At 74.2% G+C, this 18653-nt stretch carries 13 protein-coding genes and 1 tRNA gene; 12 read left to right on the top strand and 2 right to left on the bottom strand.

The genetic code is table 11. The annotated features are described in order from the left end of the window. Positions 1-117 precede the first annotated feature (117 nt). The 8 genes from ACIP8Z_RS23255 to ACIP8Z_RS23290 all read left to right on the top strand — a co-directional run bounded on the left by ACIP8Z_RS23255 (position 118) and on the right by ACIP8Z_RS23290 (position 13161). A complete protein-coding gene (locus tag ACIP8Z_RS23255; RefSeq protein WP_402086274.1) occupies positions 118-1119 on the top strand; it encodes an ATP-binding cassette domain-containing protein in 1002 nt (333 codons plus the stop codon). Beyond that, on the top strand, positions 1116-1910 hold the full coding sequence (locus ACIP8Z_RS23260) for an ABC transporter permease (protein ID WP_402086277.1): 795 nt from the start codon (positions 1116-1118) through the stop codon (positions 1908-1910). Before ACIP8Z_RS23255 ends, ACIP8Z_RS23260 begins: the two co-directional genes overlap by 4 nt. A 14-nt stretch (positions 1911-1924) precedes the next feature. Further along, the gene (locus ACIP8Z_RS23265; RefSeq protein ID WP_402086280.1) at positions 1925-2743 is read left to right on the top strand and encodes an ABC transporter permease; all 819 of its coding nucleotides are present in this window, start codon (positions 1925-1927) and stop codon (positions 2741-2743) included. Between the two features lie 194 nt (positions 2744-2937). Beyond that, positions 2938-3135: a hypothetical protein gene (locus ACIP8Z_RS23270; protein WP_402086283.1), complete on the top strand. Its 198-nt coding sequence runs from the start codon at positions 2938-2940 to the stop codon at positions 3133-3135. Between the two features lie 237 nt (positions 3136-3372). Beyond that, complete coding sequence (gene topA, locus ACIP8Z_RS23275) at positions 3373-6213, top strand: type I DNA topoisomerase (protein WP_402086285.1); 2841 nt, start codon at positions 3373-3375, stop codon at positions 6211-6213. Between the two features lie 157 nt (positions 6214-6370). After that, the gene (gene tmk, locus ACIP8Z_RS23280) at positions 6371-9841 is read left to right on the top strand and encodes a dTMP kinase (RefSeq protein ID WP_402086288.1); all 3471 of its coding nucleotides are present in this window, start codon (positions 6371-6373) and stop codon (positions 9839-9841) included. A gap of 96 nt (positions 9842-9937) precedes the next feature. Then, entirely contained in the window at positions 9938-10744 is an 807-nt protein-coding gene (locus ACIP8Z_RS23285; RefSeq protein ID WP_402086290.1) for an ABC transporter ATP-binding protein, read from the top strand. After that, complete coding sequence (locus tag ACIP8Z_RS23290; protein ID WP_402086293.1) at positions 10741-13161, top strand: FtsX-like permease family protein; 2421 nt, start codon at positions 10741-10743, stop codon at positions 13159-13161. Before ACIP8Z_RS23285 ends, ACIP8Z_RS23290 begins: the two co-directional genes overlap by 4 nt. A 10-nt stretch (positions 13162-13171) precedes the next feature. On the opposite strand, the gene ACIP8Z_RS23295 is transcribed toward ACIP8Z_RS23290, so the two are convergent. Continuing rightward, entirely contained in the window at positions 13172-13816 is a 645-nt protein-coding gene (locus ACIP8Z_RS23295) for a response regulator transcription factor (protein ID WP_319316141.1), read from the bottom strand. Then, positions 13804-15102: a sensor histidine kinase gene (locus ACIP8Z_RS23300; protein ID WP_402086295.1), complete on the bottom strand. Its 1299-nt coding sequence runs from the start codon at positions 15100-15102 to the stop codon at positions 13804-13806. Before ACIP8Z_RS23300 ends, ACIP8Z_RS23295 begins: the two co-directional genes overlap by 13 nt. A gap of 12 nt (positions 15103-15114) precedes the next feature. Between ACIP8Z_RS23300 and ACIP8Z_RS23305 the strand changes: the two genes are divergently transcribed. The 4 genes from ACIP8Z_RS23305 (at position 15115) to ACIP8Z_RS23320 (ending at position 18547) form a co-directional block, all read left to right on the top strand. Further along, entirely contained in the window at positions 15115-15453 is a 339-nt protein-coding gene (locus tag ACIP8Z_RS23305; RefSeq protein ID WP_402086298.1) for a hypothetical protein, read from the top strand. Between the two features lie 83 nt (positions 15454-15536). Further along, entirely contained in the window at positions 15537-16739 is a 1203-nt protein-coding gene (locus tag ACIP8Z_RS23310) for a DNA polymerase III subunit delta' (protein ID WP_319316149.1), read from the top strand. Between the two features lie 98 nt (positions 16740-16837). Then, positions 16838-18388 carry an alpha/beta hydrolase gene (locus ACIP8Z_RS23315; protein ID WP_402086301.1) on the top strand — a complete coding sequence of 517 codons (1551 nt, stop codon included), beginning with the start codon at positions 16838-16840 and terminating at the stop codon, positions 18386-18388. An 85-nt stretch (positions 18389-18473) separates the two neighbouring features. Beyond that, positions 18474-18547: transfer RNA gene (locus tag ACIP8Z_RS23320), tRNA-Thr, on the top strand. Positions 18548-18653 lie beyond the last annotated feature (106 nt).

Below are 18653 nucleotides of genomic sequence, written 5' to 3' on the forward strand. Positions count from 1 at the left end.
CCGGTGCCAGGCCCGGCCCCACGCCGAGCCGCGGCCCCACGCCGAGCCGCGGCCTGACGATTCGGGGCCTTCCGAATCGATGGCCGGGTCCCTCACCGGGCTCCTACCGTCCGGCGCATGCTCGCAATCGAGGCGGACGCGCTGCGCCGCACCTTCACCGGCAGGACCGGGTGGCCGAAGGCCCGGCGGACCGAGACCGAGGCCGTCCGCGGCGTCACGTTCGACGTGGCGCCCGGGGAGTTGTTCGGGCTCCTCGGGCCCAACGGCGCCGGCAAGACCACCACCATCAAGATGCTCAACACCCTGCTCCTGCCGACCTCCGGCACGGCCCGGGTGTTCGGCCACGACGTCGCCCGCGACCCCGTCGCCGTACGCCGCAGGATCGGGTACGTCTTCGGCGGTGACCGTGGCCTGTACGACCGGCTCTCCGCGCTCGACAACCTCCGCTACTTCGCCGAGCTGTACGCCGTCCCCGCCCGCGAGCAGAAGCGCCGCATCACCGAACTCCTCGACCTGGTGGGCCTCCTGGGCCGGGAGAAGGAGCGCGTCGAGGGCTACTCGCGCGGCATGCGGCAGCGCCTCCACATCGCCCGCGGCCTGCTCCACCGCCCCGACGTCCTCTTCCTCGACGAGCCGTCCGTCGGCGTCGACCCCGTCGCCGCCCGCGACCTGCGCCGCACGGTCGCCGACCTGGCCGCCGCCGGGACGACCGTCCTCCTCACCACCCACTACATGGCCGAGGCGGACGAGCTCTGCGACCGGATCGCCGTCATCGCGGGCGGCCGGATCCGCGCCCTCGGCACCCCCGGCAGCCTCAAGTCCCTCGTACAGGACCGGGATGTGCTGGAGATCGAGGCGTACGGCGTCGACGACGAGCGGCTCGACCGGCTGCGGCGGGTGCCGGGCGTGCGGGGCGTGTCCGCGGAGGTCCGGGGCGCGCTGCAGACCGTGACCGTGCAGACCGGACGGGGGGCCGCCGACCTGCACGGACCGGTCCTCGCCGCGCTCGACGGCGTACGGATCGGCCGGTTCGCCAGCCGCGAACCGTCCCTGGAGGACGCCTACATCGCGATCGTGGAGGACACGGCGGGCGCCGCGCGGGAGGTGACGCCGGCATGAGCGGGCGTACCGTCGACCCGCGGCGCGTCCCGCGGCTGCTCCTCGTCGGAGTCCGTACGCACGTCTCGTACATGTCGCGCTCCCCGATCGAGATCACCTTCGCCGTCCTCGTCCCCCTCGTCTACGCGACGCTCGCCGTCTACCTGTTCCGCGCCGCGGGGGACCCCGACCGGCTGCTCACCGCCTCCGTCGGGGCCGGACTCATGGGCATCTGGGGCTCGGTGCTCTTCGGTTCGGGCGGCGCGGTGCAGAACCAGCGCTGGCTCGGCACCCTGGAGACCCTGGTCGTCGCGCCGACGCCGCTCGCGCTCGTCCTGCTCCCGATCACCCTCGCGACCGCCGTCATCGGCACGTACGCGATGGGCGCGACCGTCCTGTGGGGCGTCCTGCTCTTCGACGTGCCCCTGGACTTCGCGCACCCGCTGCTCTTCCTCGTCGCCGTCCCGGTGTGCGTCCTCGCGCTCGGCATGACCGGGCTGCTGCTCGCCGCCACGTTCGTCCTGCTGCGCAACGCCAACGCGCTCGCCAACCCGCTCGACACCCCCGTCTGGCTGCTCTCCGGGCTGCTCGTGCCCCTCACCGTGCTGCCCGCATGGACCCACCCGGTCTCCTGGTCCCTGCCCACGACCTGGGGCGCGCGGGCCGTGCACGCGGCGACCTCCGGCGGTGACGTGCTCGCCCCCATGCTGACCGCCGTCGCGCTCGGCGCCGGGTACGCCCTGGCCGCCGTCCTCGTCCTCGGGCGGGTGGAGCGCCGGGCGCGCGCCGCCGCGACCCTCGCCCTCACGTGAAAGGCCACCGTCGGATGCTCCGCTTCCGGTGCCGACTCCTCGGCTTCCGCTTCCTCGCCGCCGCGCGGCTCGTCGTCGTCGGCGGGGCGATCTCCTACCGGGCCCTGTTCAACTGGGCGACGCCGCCGATGTTCATCGGAACCCTGCTGGTCGGGCCGCTTCTCCAGGTCTTCTTCTTCGTCGCTCTGGGGCGTGAACTGGGGGTCGCCGACGACCGTTTCCACCTCGTGGGGAACGCCGTCCTCGCGGCTTCCGCCTCCTGCGTGTACGGCGGCACGATGGCCGTCGCCAACGAGCGCCGGTACGGCACGCTCGGCGCGGTCCTGCTCTCGCCCCGGCACCGGGTCCCGCTGTGGACCGGGCGCGCCCTGCCGTACGTGCTCAACGGGCTGTTCGTCAGCGCCTTCGTGCTCACCGCAGCCTCGCTCGTCCTCGGGCTGCCCGTGCCCGCCGGGGCGCTGCCCGGGCTCGGGCTCGTCCTGCTCGTCGCGGCCGGCGCCTGCTCGGCGTTCGGGCTCACGCTCGGCGCGCTCGGGCTCCGCTTCCGTGACGTGTTCCTGGTGTCGAACGTGGCCAGTTCCGTACTGCTCCTGCTGACCGGCGCGGCCGTGCCCCGGGAGACGCTGCCGGCGTGGATGCGGGGCGCCGGTGAGCTGCTGCCGCTCACACACGCGGCGGACGCGGCGCGCGGGCTGACCGTCGGCGGCGGTCTCGACGGCTCGCTGCTCGGGGCCGAGCTCGCCGTGGGCGCCGGCTGGGGGCTGCTCGCCGTCGTCCTGCTCGGCGTCTTCGAGCGGGGCAGCCGCCGCCGGGCCACCCTCGACACGATGTGACAGAAGAGATGGGCGAGAAGGCCGAGAAGCCCGAGAAGTGCGAGGAGTGACGAATGGGTCACTACCGGCCATCTTCGTGAAACCGTTCGGGCCGCTCCTCGTCGTTCACCCGGAATTCGCACCCATGACGCCGGGAGGTGTCAGCCTCGGCCGTGGGAGACCAACACCGCACGTGAACGGAACGGGGTACGGGCATGGAGAGCGGGCCGGCGATCTTCGCGGGGGCGGCGTTCACGCTGTTCGGAGGCGCGCTGCTGCTGTGGACCACCGTGCGGACACTGCACCGCGAGCCCGTCGCCCACGGGGTCGCCCCACGTGCCGCCGTCGCGCTGACGAGCCTCTTCGGCGCCGCCTCCCTGGCCCTCGGCATCTGGTGCTTCGGCCGCCTCTGACCCCCTCGCCCATCCTCTCCTGATCCTGTCGCGCCCCGCCCGACCGGGAGTCCGGGCGGCAGGAATGCCAGGACTCGGGTTACCGTTCGAGTGGCCGTTGCGGGCTTTCGCCGTTTGACACGGGGGCGGGTTGTACCGTCACACTCCGCAGCGACGGGAGCGTCACCGTCCGTGCCGCTGCCGTGCGTGCCAGCGCCGTACGTGCCAGAGAGTGTCGATCCGGAGAGAAGAGCGAAGTTGTCCCCGACCAGCGAAGCCGCACACGGCGGCCGCCGACTCGTCATCGTCGAGTCGCCTGCCAAGGCGAAGACGATCAAGGGCTACCTCGGCCCCGGCTACGTCGTCGAGGCGAGCGTCGGGCACATCCGAGACCTCCCCAGCGGCGCCGCCGAGGTGCCCGAGAAGTACACCGGCGAGGTGCGCCGCCTCGGCGTCGACGTCGAGCATGACTTCCAGCCCATCTATGTCGTCAACGCCGACAAGAAGGCGCAGGTCAGGAAGCTCAAGGAGCTCCTCGCCGAATCCGACGAGCTCTTCCTCGCCACCGATGAGGACCGCGAGGGCGAGGCCATCGCGTGGCACCTCCAGGAAGTCCTGAAGCCCAAGGTCCCGGTCCACCGGATGGTCTTCCACGAGATCACCAAGGACGCGATCCGCGAGGCCGTCGCCAACCCGCGCGAGCTGAACCAGCGCATGGTCGACGCCCAGGAGACCCGCCGTATCCTCGACCGCCTGTACGGCTACGAGGTCTCGCCGGTCCTGTGGAAGAAGGTCATGCCGAAGCTGTCGGCGGGCCGCGTGCAGTCGGTGGCCACCCGTCTCGTCGTCGAGCGGGAGCGCGAGCGCATCGCCTTCCGTTCCGCCGAGTACTGGGACCTCACCGGCACCTTCGCCACCGGCCGCACCGGTGACGCCTCCGACCCGTCGCAGCTGGTCGCGCGCCTCGCGGCGGTCGACGGCAAGCGGGTCGCGCAGGGCCGTGACTTCGGCGCCGACGGCCGGCTGAAGAGCGAGAGCGTCCTCCACCTGGACGAGGCGAACGCCCGCGCCCTGGCCGCCGCGCTCGCCGACACCGCGTTCGCGGTGCGCTCGGTCGAGTCGAAGCCGTACCGCCGCTCCCCGTACGCCCCCTTCCGCACCACCACCCTCCAGCAGGAGGCGAGCCGCAAGCTGGGCTTCGGTGCGAAGGCGACCATGCAGGTGGCGCAGAAGCTGTACGAGAACGGCTTCATCACCTACATGCGTACGGACTCCACGATCCTCTCCGACACCGCCGTCTCGGCGGCTCGGGCGCAGGTCACGCAGCTCTACGGCGCCGACTACCTGCCGGAGAAGCCGCGCGTCTACGCGGGCAAGGTCAAGAACGCGCAGGAGGCGCACGAGGCGATTCGCCCTTCGGGTGATCGTTTCCGCACCCCCGCGGAGACCGGTCTGACCGGCGACCAGTTCCGGCTGTACGAGCTCATCTGGAAGCGGACCGTCGCCTCGCAGATGAAGGACGCCACCGGAAACTCGGTCACCGTGAAGATCGGCGGCCGGGCCGCCGACGGCCGTGACGCCGAGTTCAGCGCCTCCGGCAAGACGATCACCTTCCACGGCTTCATGAAGGCGTACGTCGAAGGCGCCGACGACCCGAACGCGGAGCTCGACGACCGCGAGCGGCGCCTGCCGCAGGTCGCCGAGGGCGACGCGCTGACCGCCGACGAGATCACCGTGGACGGCCACGCGACCAAGCCTCCGGCCCGCTACACCGAGGCCTCGCTGGTCAAGGAGCTGGAAGAGCGCGAGATCGGCCGCCCGTCGACGTACGCGTCGATCATCGGCACGATCCTCGACCGCGGCTACGTGTTCAAGAAGGGCACGGCCCTCGTGCCGTCCTTCCTGAGCTTCGCCGTCGTCAACCTCCTGGAGAAGCACTTCGGGCGGCTCGTCGACTACGACTTCACCGCCCGGATGGAGGACGACCTCGACCGCATCGCCCGCGGTGAGGCCCAGTCCGTGCCGTGGCTGAAGCGTTTCTACTTCGGCGCCGAGGGCGGCTCGGCCGCCTCCGGCGGTGCCGCGGACGCCGGCAACGGCGACGGGGACCACCTCGGCGGCCTCAAGGAACTCGTCACCGACCTCGGTGCGATCGACGCCCGCGAGATCTCCTCGTTCCCCGTCGGCAACGACATCGTGCTCCGCGTCGGCCGCTACGGCCCCTACGTCGAGCGCGGCGAGAAGGAGGCCGAGGGCCACCAGCGCGCCGACGTCCCCGAGGAGCTCGCACCCGACGAGCTGACCGTCGAGCTCGCCGAGGAGCTGCTCGCCAAGCCGAGCGGCGACTTCGAGCTGGGCGCCGACCCGGTCAGCGGCAACCAGATCGTCGCGAAGGACGGCCGCTACGGCCCGTACGTCACGGAGATCCTGCCCGAGGGCACCCCGAAGACCGGCAAGAACGCGGTGAAGCCGCGCACGGCCTCCCTCTTCAAGTCGATGTCCCTCGACACCGTCACCCTGGAGGACGCGCTCCGGCTGATGTCCCTGCCCAGGGTCGTCGGCGCGGACGCCGAGGGCGTCGAGATCACCGCGCAGAACGGCCGTTACGGCCCGTACCTGAAGAAGGGCACGGACTCGCGGTCGCTCACCGAGGAGGAGCAGCTCTTCACGATCACCCTCGACGAGGCGCTCGCGATCTACGCGCAACCGAAGCAGCGGGGCCGGGCCGCGGCCAAGCCGCCGCTGAAGGAGCTGGGCACCGACCCGGTCAGCGAGAAGCCCGTGGTCGTCAAGGACGGCCGCTTCGGCCCGTACGTGACGGACGGCGAGACCAACGCCACCCTGCGGACCGGCGACAGCGTGGAGGAGATCACGCCGGAGCGCGGTTACGAGCTGCTCGCGGAGAAGCGGGCCAAGGGACCGGCGAAGAAGGCCGCCAAGAAGGCCCCGGCCAAGAAGGCGACCACCGCGAAGAAGACCGCCACGAAGACCGCGGCGAAGAAGACGACGACGGCCGCGAAGAAGACGGCCGCCAAGAAGACGACGACGGCCAAGAAGACGACCGCCGCGAAGAAGACGGCGGCCGCGAAGCCCGAGTAGCCGACCCTGGAACGAACGGTTCCGACGGGGGTGGGGGCAGCTGCCCCCACCCCCGTCCTCCGTTCCTGCCCCCGTCTTCTGTTCGTCCTGTCACAGGCTCGTCCGGATGTTCGGGCGGAGGCCACGGGGAGCAAGGCCGTCCGGATAGGGTGGACGGATGACGCGAGCAGAGCAGCCAGACCGCCTCGGCGATTCCGACGCCGCACTCGTCGCGGATTCCAGGGAGCGTGCCGTACGCGCCCTCTTGCGCCATCAGCCGCTGCGCAGGCTGTGGAGCGCCCAGGTGGTCGGCGGCACCGGCGACGCGCTCGCCCTGCTCGTGCTCGTCCTCCTCGGCCTCCAGGCCGCCGTCACCGAGGGCGCGCTCGGCGGGGGTGAACGGGGCGCCGCGTTCGCCGTGGCCGCCGTCGTCGGCGCCCGGCTGCTCGCCTCGGTCCTCTTCGGGGCCGTCCTCCTCGGCCCGCTGACCGCGCTCACCGGCCCCGGCGGCGCGCTCGACCGGCGCTGGACCATGATCGGCGCCGACGGCGTCCGGATCGCGCTGCTCGTCATCGCACCGCTGTGGATCGACTGGACCCCCGACAGCGCCCTCTGGTACCTGCTCGGCACCGTCTTCGTCACCGGCGCGGCCGAGCGGCTCTGGACGATCAGCCGCGAGGGCGCCGCTCCCGCGCTGCTGCCGGCCCCGCCGATCGAGGGAGCGGCCGTACGACCGCTGCCGGACCACCTCGGCGCGCTGCGCCGGCTCTCCCAGCGCACCGGCTTCCTCGCCGTCCCCGCCGCGGCCGCCGTCCTGCTCGTCGCCACCCTGATCGGCAACCTGCTCGGCGCCGGGATCGACTGGTTCTCGCTGCACCAGGCCGCCCTCGGCTCGTACGTCGCCGCCGGTCTGTTCGCCGCCTCCGTCACCGTCCTGTACGCCATGGCGCTGCCCGCCGGGGACACCCCCCGGCCCCGCTCGCCCTTGGAGGGGCTGCGCCGGCCGACCGGGAAGGGCGCCGACGGCAGCGTCGAGAAGGGCTGCACCGGAGCCCTCTCGCTGCTCGTCCTGACCTGCGCCACCGTCGCCGGGGCCATCGCCGCGGCCGCGTCCGTCGCCGTACTCCACGCCTACGACCTGGGCGGCGGGCCCGTCACGTACGCGCTGCTCGTCCTCGCGCTCAGCGGCGGCGCCGCCGTCGGCATCCGCACCGCCCGCTCGGTCCTTCCCGTCCTGTCCCGGCGCCGGCTGCTCGCGCTCGTGACCGCCGTCACCGGGGTCGCGCTGATCGCGGTGGGCCTGGTGCCGGACACGGCGACCGTGCTGCTCCTCTCCGTCCTCGCCGGATACGCCGCCGGAGTCGCCGCGAACACCGGGCACACCCTCGTCGACCAGGAGACCGAGGAGCCCCGCAGGGCCCGCACCACCGAGCACCTCCAGGCCACCGCCCGCGTCGGCATGGCCATCGGCGCGCTCGCCGCGCCGCTGCTCGCCGCCGCGATCGGACCGCACCGGCTCGCCTCCGACTCGGGGACCTTCCTCTTCGAGCACGGCGGTGCCGCCTTCACGCTCGCCCTGATCGGCGCCCTGCTGCTGCCGGTCGCCGCGCTCGTCCTCGCGAAGACCGACGACCGGGCGGGCGTCCCGCTCCGCCGCGACCTGCGCGACGCGCTGCGCGGCTCCGACCCGGTGCAGGCGCCCTCCCCGACCGGCTTCTTCATCGCCCTGGAGGGCGGCGACGGCGCCGGCAAGTCCACCCAGGTCCAGGCGCTCGCCGAGTGGATCAGGGCCAAGGGCCACGAGGTGGTCGTCACCCGTGAGCCCGGCGCCACCCCCATCGGCAAGCGCCTCCGCTCGATCCTCCTCGACGTGTCGTCGGCGGGGCTCTCGAACCGCGCCGAGGCCCTGCTGTACGCGGCCGACCGCGCCGAGCACGTCGACTCCCTGGTCCGGCCGGCCCTGGAGCGGGGCGCGATCGTCCTCTCCGACCGGTACATCGACTCGTCCGTCGCCTACCAGGGCGCGGGCCGCGACCTCTCCCCGACCGAGATCGCCCGCATCTCGCGCTGGGCGACCGACGGACTCGTCCCGCACCTGACCGTGGTCCTCGACGTCTCCCCGGAGACCGCGCGGGAACGGTTCACCGAGGCGCCCGACCGCCTGGAGTCCGAGCCGCCGGAGTTCCACGCGCGCGTACGGGCCGGATTCCTCGCCCTCGCGGCCGCCGACCCCAGCCGCTACCTCGTCGTCGACGCCGGGCAGGAGCCCGAGGCCGTCACCACCGTCGTACGCCACCGGCTCGACCGGATGCTGCCGCTCTCCGAGGCCGAGGTGAAGGCCGTCGAGGAGGCCCGCCGGAAGGCCGAGGAGGAGGCGCGCCGCCGCGCCGAGGAGGAAGCCGCCCGCAAGGCCGAGGAGGAGCGACTGGAGCGCGAGCGCCAGGAGCAGCTCGCCAGGCTCCGTGCCGAGGAGGAGGAGCGCAAGCGGCGCGAGGAGGAAGAGGCGCGCCGCCTGGAGGCCGAGCGTCAGGCGGAGGAGGCCCGGCGCAAGGCCGAGGAGGCCCGCGTCGCCGCCGAGGAGGAGCGCAGGCGCCTCGCGGCCGAGGAGAAGGCCCGCAAGGAGGAAGAGGAGCGGCTCCGCAAGGAGGCCGAGGAGGAGGCCCGGCTGCGGGCCGAGGCGGAGGAACGCCGCCTGGAGAAGCAGCGCAAGGCGGAGGAGGCCCTGCTCCGCGCCGAGGAGGCCCGCCGGATGGCTGAGGCCGCCGCTGCCGCGAAGGCGGCGGAGGAGGCCGCGGCGAAGGCGGCCGCCGAGAAGATCGCGGCCGAGGCGGCGGCGAAGGCCGCGGCGGAGCGTGCCGCGGCCGAGCGCGCCGAGGCGGAAGCCGCCGCCTCGCTCCGTGCCGAGGCGGCCAAGGCCGCCGCCGAACGGGCCGCCGCCGAGAAGAAGGCGGCGGCGGAGGCGAGGGCCGCCGCCGACGCGAAGGCCGCGCGGGAGAAGGCCGAGGCCGAGGCGGAGGCCGCCGCCGAGCGGGCCGCGCGCGCCGCCGAGGCCGCGGCCGTCGAGCTCTCGGCCAACGAGGTCACCCAGGCGACCCCGATCGTGAAGCCGGACCCGCGGACCGCGAAGCCGGGCACGACGCGGGCCGGGACGTCGGACGGGTCGCGGGCCGGGGCGTCGAAGCGGACCGGGGCGCGGGAAGCGACGCCGGCCGGCGAGCCGGACGCGCCGACCGTCTCGCCCGAAGAGGTCACCGTCGCCACGCCGATCGTGAGGATCGCGAAGCCGGAGGCGGAGACGAGCGTCCTGCCCCGGATCGGTGAGGAGCGCGCCGCCGACGAGACCGCCGTCCTGCCTTCCGTGCGGGACGCCGAGTCGACCGCCGTGCTTCCGTCCGTCCGGGACACCCCGGGGTCCGACCCGGTCGACCGGGTGCCGCAGGGCATCTTCCGGGACGCCGGGCCCGCCCGGCAGCAGCCGCAGGGGTCGGACGACCGGACCCGCGAGCTGCCCCAGCTCGACGAGAACGGCCGGCCCCGCCGCCGCTCCGACTGGGCTGAGGAGACCCCGCTCGACGATCTGCCGACGCTCGCGGACGAGCTGTTCGGCCCGCACGACGACGAGGACGAGGGCCCGCGGCGCCGCCGCTGACCCGCGCCCCCTCCGGCGGGGGTGGAGCTAGCTCCACCCGCGACCGGGAAGCCAGCCCCATACCGCTCTGACCTGCATTTTTCTAGCGTTGTCGGTATGACGACGACTGCAGTGACGGAGAGCGGTGCCGCCCGCGCCCTGGATGCCGCCCTCGCCCTCGACGGGGTGGGCCGAACGTACGGGCGCGGGGCTCCCGCGCTCGACGGGGTGAGCCTGACCGTGCCGCGCGGCCGGTTCGTGGCCGTGATGGGCCCCTCGGGTTCCGGCAAGTCCACCCTGCTGCGGTGCGCCGCGGGACTCGAACGGCCGACGACCGGAACGGTACGGATCGGGGGCACCGACCTCGCCACGCTGAAGGCGGCCGGACTCACCCGGCTCCGCCGCGACCGCATCGGCTTCGTCTTCCAGTCGCTGAACCTCGTCTCCGCCCTCGACGTGCGCGAGAACGTCACCCTGCCGCTGCTCCTCGCCGGCGCCCGGGAGGGCCGGGAGCTCGACGCCCGCGCCCTCGCGGGTCTCGCGGCCGTCGGCCTCGCGGACCGGGCCGGGGACAGGCCGGAGAACCTGTCCGGCGGCCAGCGCCAACGGGTCGCCATCGCCCGCGCCCTGGTCAACGAACCCGATGTCGTCTTCGCCGACGAGCCGACCGCCGCCCTCGACCCGGTCACGGCGGCCGGCGTCCTCGCCCTGCTGCGGCGCGCGGTCGACGAGCGGGGGACCACCGTCGTCCTCGTCACCCACGACCCGGTGGCGGCCGCCTGGACGGACGAGGCCGTGTTCCTCGACCGGGGCAGGCTCGCCGGCCGCCTCGACCGTCCGGACGAGTCGCGCGTACGGGAGATGCTGGGCGCACACCTCCCGGGCGCCGGCCACGCGTTCGGCCGGATGGCGGTGGCCGGGTGAAGCCGCTCGGGAACTCCGCGGTGCGGCTGCTCGCCGCCCGGTCCCTGCGGGCGCACCGGAAGGCATGGGCGGCCGTGTTCGCCGCCGTCGCCGTCACGACCGTGCTGCTCGGCACCCTGGCCCTCGCCGCCGGCTCGGCGGGCCTCGGCCACGCGCGCGTGGAGCGGTACGCCGCTGCGGCCGTCGTCGTCGCCGGCGACCAGGAGGTCCGCTGGACGACGAAGCCCTGGGGGAGCGAGACGCAGACAGAGTCGGCGGGACTGACCGAGCGGGTACGGATCCCGCGCGCGACCGTCGACGTGCTGCGAGCGGTCCCGGGCGTCCGGGCCGCGGTGCCGGACCACACCTTCGTCGTACGGGAGCCGGGCACGGGCGCTCAGACGGACCCGAAGGCCTACACCGGACGGTCCTGGGAGGCCGCTGGGCTGGCCCCGTACCGGCTGGTCGACGGGCGCGAGCCGGTCGGCGCCGGAGAGGCCGTCATGGGCTCCGGCGCCGGGACGCGGGTCGGCGACACCGTCGCCGGGCGGAAGGTCGTCGGCCTCGCAGACGGGCCCGCCGCCCTGTACGTCCCGGCGGCCGAGGCGCGGAAGCTCGCGGGTCACCCGGGCTCCGTCGACGCCGTCGGCGTGCTCGCCGAACCCGGCGTACCCGTGGACACCCTCCACGCGCGCGTGCGGGCGGCCCTGGACGAGGCCGGACTCAAGGACACCGCTTCGGGGCAGCCGCTCCGGGCGCTCACCGGCGACGGCCGGGGCGGTCCCGAGCACCTCGCCGCGGCGCCCGCGCGGGTCGAGCTCCTCCAGCTCCTCGCGGCGATCTCCGGGACCGTCGTGCTCGTCGCCGTGCTCGTGCTCGCCTCGCTCGTCGCGCAGGCGCTCCAGCAGCGCTCCGCCGAGCGGGAGTTGCTGCTGTCGGTCGGTGCGACGGCCCGTCAGGTCCGGGCGGCGGCCGGCCGGGAGGTGACCCGGGTGGCGGGGCTCGCGGCGCTGTGCGGCACGGTCGCGGCCGTACCCGTGTTCCTCGGGCTGTGGTCGGCGCTGCGGGCCCGTGCCGGAGTCGTTCCCGAGGGTCTTGAACTCCCCTCCCCGCCCTGGCTGTTCGCCGCCCCCCTCGTGGTCGCGGCCGTGGTCGTGGGGATCACCCGGCTCGTCGTCCTCTTTGCCGCCCGGCAGCCCCGGCGGCCGGGGAAGGGCGGCGCGCGGAAGGTCGTCGGGATCGTGCTCCTCCTGCTGGGCGTGGCGTCGGCCGTCACCGCCACGGCCCAGGGCGGCGAGGCCGCCGGCGCCGCCGCCGGGGCGGCCACGGTGACCCTGGTCGCCGGGTGCGCGGTGCTCGGCCCCTGGATCGCCGGGGTCGCGATGAAGGTCCTCGACCTGCCGTTCCGCCGGCTCGGCGGCGCGCCCGGACGGCTCACCGCCGCCGGTGCGAGCGCCCACTCGCGGCGCCTCGGGGCGGCGCTCGTACCGGTCGTCCTCGTCACCGCCTTCGCGCTCGTGCAGCTCTCGGCGGGCACGACGATGGGGCGGGCCGCCGACGAGCAGGCGCGGGCCGCGACGACCGCGGACCTCGCACTCACCGGCACGACGGCGGAGCGGGTACGACGGATGCCGGGGGTCGACGCGGCCACGGACGTCCTGCGTTCGACGGTCGTCCTGGCCCGTACGGAGGCCGGTGCGCCGCGCCTCGACCGGCTTCCGGTGCTCGGCGTGGACGCGGCGGGCCTGGCGGGCACGCTCGACCCCGGGGTCGTCGCGGGTGACCTGGTCGGACTCGCCCGGACGGGCACGGTCGCGGTCGGCGCGGACATGGCCGACTCGCTGGACGTACGGCCCGGTTCGACGGTGGACCTGCGGCTCGGGGACGGCACCCCGAAGCGGCTTCGGGTGGTGGCGGTCTACGAACGCTCGCTCGCACTCGGCGAGTTCCTGCTCCCGAAGGCCGAACTTGCCCCGCACATGAGCGATCCGTACCCCGCGCGCGTCCTGGCGTCCACGGCGAACGCGGCCGCGGGTTCCGCCGTGCCGCCCGAGCAGGTGAGTCCGCCGGGCGCCGCACTCCACGGCATCGTCTCGGCCGTGATCGTCTCCGCGATCGGCGGCCTCACCCTCCTCTCCGTCCTCAGCACCCTCACCCTCATCGGTGCGGGACGGCGCGGCGAACTCCACCTCCTCGGCCAGGTGGGCGCGTCGGCCGGCCAGCTGCGCCGGATGCTCGGCCTGGAGGCGGGGTTCCTGACCGCAGCGGGCCTGCTCGTCGGCGTCGTGGTGGCCGCGCTGCCGCTGACCGCCTTCGCGTGGGCGCTGACGGGCGGGCTGCCGTATCTGCCGCCGGAGCAGGCGGCGCTGATCGCCGGCACAGTGGTGGTCACGGTGGTGGCGGGCGTGTTCCTGCCCTCGCGGCGGCAGCGGGCCTGACCCGCGTGGCTCAGGCGTCCAGGTAGGCGAGGACGGCGAGGACCCGGCGGTGGCCGCCGCTGTCGCTCGGCGGCAGGCCGAGCTTCAGGAAGACATTGCCGATGTGCTTGTGCACGGCCCGCTCGGTGACCACCATCGAGCGGGCGATCGTGCTGTTGTCGTGGCCCTGCGCCATGAGTTCGAGGACCTCGCGCTCCCGGGGCGTGAGGGAGTCCAGCGGGTCGTCGCGGCGGCGGGAGAGCAGCTCCGTGACGACCTCCGGGTCCAGGGCCGTACCACCGGCGGCGACCCGCTCCAGGGCGTCGAGGAACTCGTCCACCCGGCCCACCCGGTCCTTCAGGAGGTAGCCGACGCCCCGCGCGCCGCCGCCCAGGAGTTCGGCGGCGTACGTCTCCTCCACGTACTGGGAGAGCACGAGCACCGGGAGGTCCGGCAGCTGCTCGCGGGCCGCGAGCGCCGCCCGCAGCCCCTCGTCGCGGAAGCCGGGCGGCATCCGTACGTCGAGGACGGCCACGTCCGGGCGGTGCTCCAGGAGCAGCGGCAGGACCTCGGGGCCGGTGGCCGCGACGCCGGCGACCTCATGTCCCGACGAGGTCAGCAGCAGCACGAGCCCCTCCCGCAGGAGGACGTTGTCCTCGGCGATCACCACACGCACGGAAGCTCCACTTCGATCACGGTCGGGCCCCCCACGGGGCTGGTCAGTCGTACGGTGCCGTCGAGCGCGGCGACCCGGCGGCGCATGCCGACGAGCCCGGAGCCGCCGCTCTCGCCGGCCTCCGCCCCACCCCGGCCCTCGTCCGCCACGCGCGCGCGAAGAGCGGTCGGTTCGCGGATGAGGGCGACGGAGGCGCGGGTTGCGCCGCTGTGCTTGGCGGCGTTGGTGAGGGCCTCGGCGACCACGAAGTAGGCGGCGGCCTCGACGGCGGCGGGGGCACGGGGGGCGCTCGCGCGGGCGGCGTCGCCGTGTTCCGGCCGGTCGGCGGGGGCACCGGCGGCGTCGAGCCGGCCCGGCCGGTCGGCGGGGGCACCGGCGGCGTCGAGCCGGCCCGGCCGGTCGGCGGGGGCGTGGTCGGCCAGGCCCGTCACGGACACCTCCACCTCCAGACCGCTGCTCGCGGCGAGTGCCCGTACCGCCCCGGTCAGGCCCCGGTCGGTGAGGATCGGCGGGTGGATGCCGCGCACCACGTGCCGCAGCTCGGCCAGCGCCTCCTCGGCCTGCGTCTGCGCGTCGTCGAGGAGCTTCCGCGCGGCCACGGGATCGGAGTCGTACACCCGCTTGGCCAGGCCGATCCGCATGGAGAGCGCCACGAGACGGGCCTGCGTGCCGTCGTGCAGATCGCGCTCGATCCGGCGCAGCTCGGCGCCGTGCGCGGCGATCGCGCCCGCCCGGGTGGCCGTGAGTTCCTCGACCCGGGCGGCGAGCACGGCGGCCCGCGCGGCCGCGGGGCTCGGCGTGAGCAGCGCGCGCGACCACTCGGCCCCCAGGTCGGCGAGCCGTCCGATCAGCGGCAGGACCACCGGCCGTCGCCCCGCGAGCCCGGTCACCACGCCGTCGACCAGCAGCGCGGGCGGCCACAACACCAGCGAGGCGCACCAGACCCCCATGCCGTACAGCAGCTGCGCGGCCGCCCAGATCAGATCCCGCCCCGTGCCCGGATCGGTGACGGCGGTCCGCACGCGCGCGGGGAGGGGCCCTTCGAGCGGCAGATACGCCTCCGGGACGGGCGTTCCGGTCCAGGCGGCGGTCCGGCGCCGCTCCCAGCTCGCCAGGCGGCGCAGCAGCAGCACGCTCTCGGGGAGGACGCCCGCGCCGATGACGGTGGCGGTGAGGAAGGCCGTGAAGAGGGCCAGGCCGACCATCAGGTAACAGAGGATCGCGATCGCGGCGCCGCTCAGGAGATGGAGGGACGCCCGGCCGGATTCCCTGATCGCGTCGCGCATACCCACCAGGTTATGCGGGCGGACCCGAGGGCTGCGGTGGAGCAGGCACCACCATCGGTCCGGGGGTGGGCACCGCTGTGCGGGAGCGCCGGGCGGGCCAAGATCGAACCATGCCTCGTCGGCCGGTCCGACGAGGACCGGACCACCCTCCCCGACTCCCCACCCACGGAGATCACCATGCGCTTCCTGCTCTGGCTGCTGCTCACCGCGAGCGTCCTCGGCAACGCCTACGTCAACACCTTCGCCGGCTGGACCGGAGCCACTCAGATCGCCGCCAGCGTGTGCACCGGCGTGGTACTCCTCGGTTCCGCCGCCGGTCTCTGGCTCACCCGCCCCCGCACCGAGGCCTGAACCGGGCCTACGGCTCCGTCCGCCCGACGGGGGTTGTCAGAGGACTGCCCCACAATGGAGGGCGTACCTGAGGAGGGGCAGACATGGCCGTATGGGACGACCTGGTCGGACAGGCGAAGGTCGAGGAGCAGCTCGCCGCGGCCGCGCGGGACGCCGACGCGCTCGTGACAGCCCATGCCGCCGGAGAGCCCGACCCCGAGGCCTCGCAGATGACCCACGCCTGGCTCTTCACCGGCCCGCCCGGGTCCGGGGTGGAGACCGCCGCGCGGGCGTTCGCCGCCGCGCTGCAGTGCGTGAGCCCCGACCGGGCGCTCGGCGGGGCGCCGGGCTGCGGGTTCTGCACCGGCTGCCACACGGCGCTGGTCGGCACCCACGCCGACATCACCACGGTCACCGCCGTCGGTGCCGTGGTCAGGGTCGAGGACATGCGTGACACCGTCCGCAAGTCGTACACCGCGCCCGCGAACGGCCGCTGGCAGGTCATCCTGGTCGCGGACGCCGAGCGGTTGAACGAGAAGTCGGCCAACGCGGTCCTGAAGGCCGTGGAGGAGCCCGCTCCCCGCACCGTCTGGCTCCTCTGCGCCCCCTCGATCGAGGACGTGCTGCCCACGATCCGTTCCCGGTGCCGCCACCTGAACCTGCGGACGCCCCCGGTGGACGCCGTCGCCGACGTGCTCGTACGGCGTGACGGCATCGATCCGGAGACGGCGCACGCCGCTGCCCGGGCCACCCAGGGGCACATCGACCGGGCCCGGCGACTCGCCACCGATGAGCGGGCCCGGGCGCGGAGGGCCGCCGTCCTCAAGGTGCCCCTGCGGGTCCACGACGTCGGTGGCTGCCTGAAGGCCGCGCAGGAGCTGATCGACACGGCGACGGAGGACGCGAACCAGGTGGCCGAGGAGGCCGACACCAGGGAGACGGAGGAGCTGAAGGCGGCTCTCGGTGTGGGCCCCGGCGGGCGGCTGCCGCGGGGCACGGCCGGCGTGATGAAGGACCTGGAGGCGGACCAGAAGCGGCGCAAGAAGCGGACGCAGATCGACAGCCTCGACCTGGCGCTCACCGACCTGACCGGCTTCTACCGCGATGTCCTGGCGCTCCAGCTGCGCTCGCGCAGCGCCCTCGCCAACACGGACGTGCGGGACGCGGTCGAGCGGATCGCCCACGACACCACGCCGGAGCGCACCCTCCGCCGTATCGAGGCGGTCCTGGCCTGCCGCGAGGCCCTCGACCGGCAGGTGGCCCCGCTGCTGGCGCTGGAGGCGATGACCTTGGCGCTGCGGGACTAGTGATGTCCGGGCGGCGCGGGACCGGACGACGTCGTCGGCAGGACGGGCTCCGGAGTCCGATTGGACACGGTGCGTACCGCTCCGGATACGCTCCGGGAATGGACTCCAGGCGCTTGCTCCGTACGTCCGCCACGGCCCTCGCGGCCGCCGGACTGATCCTCTCCGGCTGCTCGGGCGGAAGCGACGCGGCGGCGTCCCGCACCACGGCGGCCGCCCGGCAGGCCTCGCCCTCCTCCTCGCCCGAGGCGCTGAAGAAGTTCTACAAGCAGAAGCTGACGTGGCGCGACTGCGGTGTCACGGACTTCCAGTGCGCGACCCTGCGGGCCCCGCTGGACTACGCGAAGCCGGACGGGGAGCAGATCGACCTGGCGGTCTCCCGGGTCCGGGCGACCGGCCCCGGAAAGCGGCTCGGTTCGCTCCTGGTCAACCCGGGCGGCCCCGGTGGCTCCGCCGTCGGCTACCTCCAGGGGTACGCGGGCGTCGGCTACCCCGCACCTGTCCGCGCCCGCTACGACATGGTGGCCGTCGACCCGCGCGGCGTCGCGCGCAGCGAGCCGGTCGAGTGCCTGACGGGTCCCCAGATGGACACGTTCACACAGGTCGACCAGACCCCCGACGACACCGCGGAGGTCAACGCGCTGAGCGCCGCGTTCAAGGACTTCTCGGCGGGCTGCGCGAAGAAGTCGCGGGCGATCCTGCCGCATGTCTCCACGGTCGAGACGGCCCGTGACATGGACATCCTGCGGGCGGTGCTCGGTGACGAGAAGCTCAGCTATGTGGGGGCCTCGTACGGCACGTTCCTCGGTGCCACGTACGCCGAGCTGTTCCCGGACCGGGTCGGTCGCCTCGTCCTCGACGGGGCGATGGACCCGTCGCTGTCGGCGATCGACCTCAACCGCGACCAGACGGCCGGCTTCGAGACCTCGTTCCGGGCCTTCGCCGCGGACTGTGTGACCCAGCCGGACTGCCCGCTGGGTACGGTGTCGGTCGAGGCGGCCGGCGAGGCGCTGAAGAGGTTCTTCCGCGACGTGGACGCCGAGCCCGTGCCCACCGGCGAGAGCCGGGCGCTCGGCGAGTCCCTCGCCACCACCGGCGTGATCGCGGCGATGTACGACGAGGGCGCCTGGCCCCAGCTGCGGGAGGCCCTCACCCAGGCGATCGGCGGCGAGGGCTCGGGCCTCCTGGCGCTGGCCGACAGCTACTACGAGCGGGAGGCGGACGGCACGTACGCCAACCTGATGTTCGCCAACGCGGCCGTGAACTGCCTCGACCTGCCGGCCGCCTACGCGGGCCCCGCCGACGTCGCGAAGGCCGTCCCGTCCTTCGAGAAGGCCTCCCCGATCTTCGGCAGGGGCCTCGCCTGGGCGGCCCTCAACTGCACCTCCTGGCCGGCCTCGCCCACCGGCGGCCCCCACCGGATCACCGCCGCCGGCGCCGCCCCGATCCTGGTAGTCGGAACCACCCGCGACCCGGCCACCCCGTACAAGTGGGCCCAGTCCCTGGCCGGTCAGCTCTCCTCCGGCACCCTGCTCACCTACGAGGGCGACGGCCACACCGCGTACGGCCGGGGCAGCGACTGCGTCGACACGGCGATCAACACCTACCTCCTCGACGGCACCCCTCCCGCCGAAGGAAAGCGCTGCTCATAGGCCCTCTCCTGGGGTGGTCGGAGCACCCCGGGAAACTGTGTAGACTTGGCGTCGCTGCTGCACCCACCATGGGTTCGGACGGCGTGCCGCCTTAGCTCAGTTGGCCAGAGCAACGCACTCGTAATGCGTAGGTCTCGGGTTCGAATCCCGAAGGCGGCTCGGATCAGCCCCAGGACTCACTCGCCGTGACCTGGGGCTTTTTCATGCCCGGATGCGTGTGCGTGGTCGTGGAAACCCCACCCGCGTCGAGGACTTCCGTTCCGAC

It is taken from the genome of Streptomyces sp. NPDC088553 (assembly GCF_044752965.1).
Lineage (GTDB): Bacteria > Actinomycetota > Actinomycetes > Streptomycetales > Streptomycetaceae > Streptomyces.

Excerpts from the sequence above, each read along its gene's own strand:
- ACIP8Z_RS23255 (WP_402086274.1), top strand. The coding sequence starts at position 118 with ATGCTCGCAATCGAGGCGGACGCGCTGCGCCGCACCTTCACCGGCAGG.
- ACIP8Z_RS23260 (WP_402086277.1), top strand. The coding sequence starts at position 1,116 with ATGAGCGGGCGTACCGTCGACCCGCGGCGCGTCCCGCGGCTGCTCCTC.
- ACIP8Z_RS23265 (WP_402086280.1), top strand. The coding sequence starts at position 1,925 with ATGCTCCGCTTCCGGTGCCGACTCCTCGGCTTCCGCTTCCTCGCCGCC.
- ACIP8Z_RS23270 (WP_402086283.1), top strand. The coding sequence starts at position 2,938 with ATGGAGAGCGGGCCGGCGATCTTCGCGGGGGCGGCGTTCACGCTGTTC.
- tmk (WP_402086288.1), top strand. The coding sequence starts at position 6,371 with ATGACGCGAGCAGAGCAGCCAGACCGCCTCGGCGATTCCGACGCCGCA.
- ACIP8Z_RS23285 (WP_402086290.1), top strand. The coding sequence starts at position 9,938 with ATGACGACGACTGCAGTGACGGAGAGCGGTGCCGCCCGCGCCCTGGAT.
- ACIP8Z_RS23300 (WP_402086295.1), bottom strand. The coding sequence starts at position 15,102 with ATGCGCGACGCGATCAGGGAATCCGGCCGGGCGTCCCTCCATCTCCTG.
- ACIP8Z_RS23305 (WP_402086298.1), top strand. The coding sequence starts at position 15,115 with ATGCGGGCGGACCCGAGGGCTGCGGTGGAGCAGGCACCACCATCGGTC.
- ACIP8Z_RS23310 (WP_319316149.1), top strand. The coding sequence starts at position 15,537 with ATGGCCGTATGGGACGACCTGGTCGGACAGGCGAAGGTCGAGGAGCAG.
- ACIP8Z_RS23315 (WP_402086301.1), top strand. The coding sequence starts at position 16,838 with ATGGACTCCAGGCGCTTGCTCCGTACGTCCGCCACGGCCCTCGCGGCC.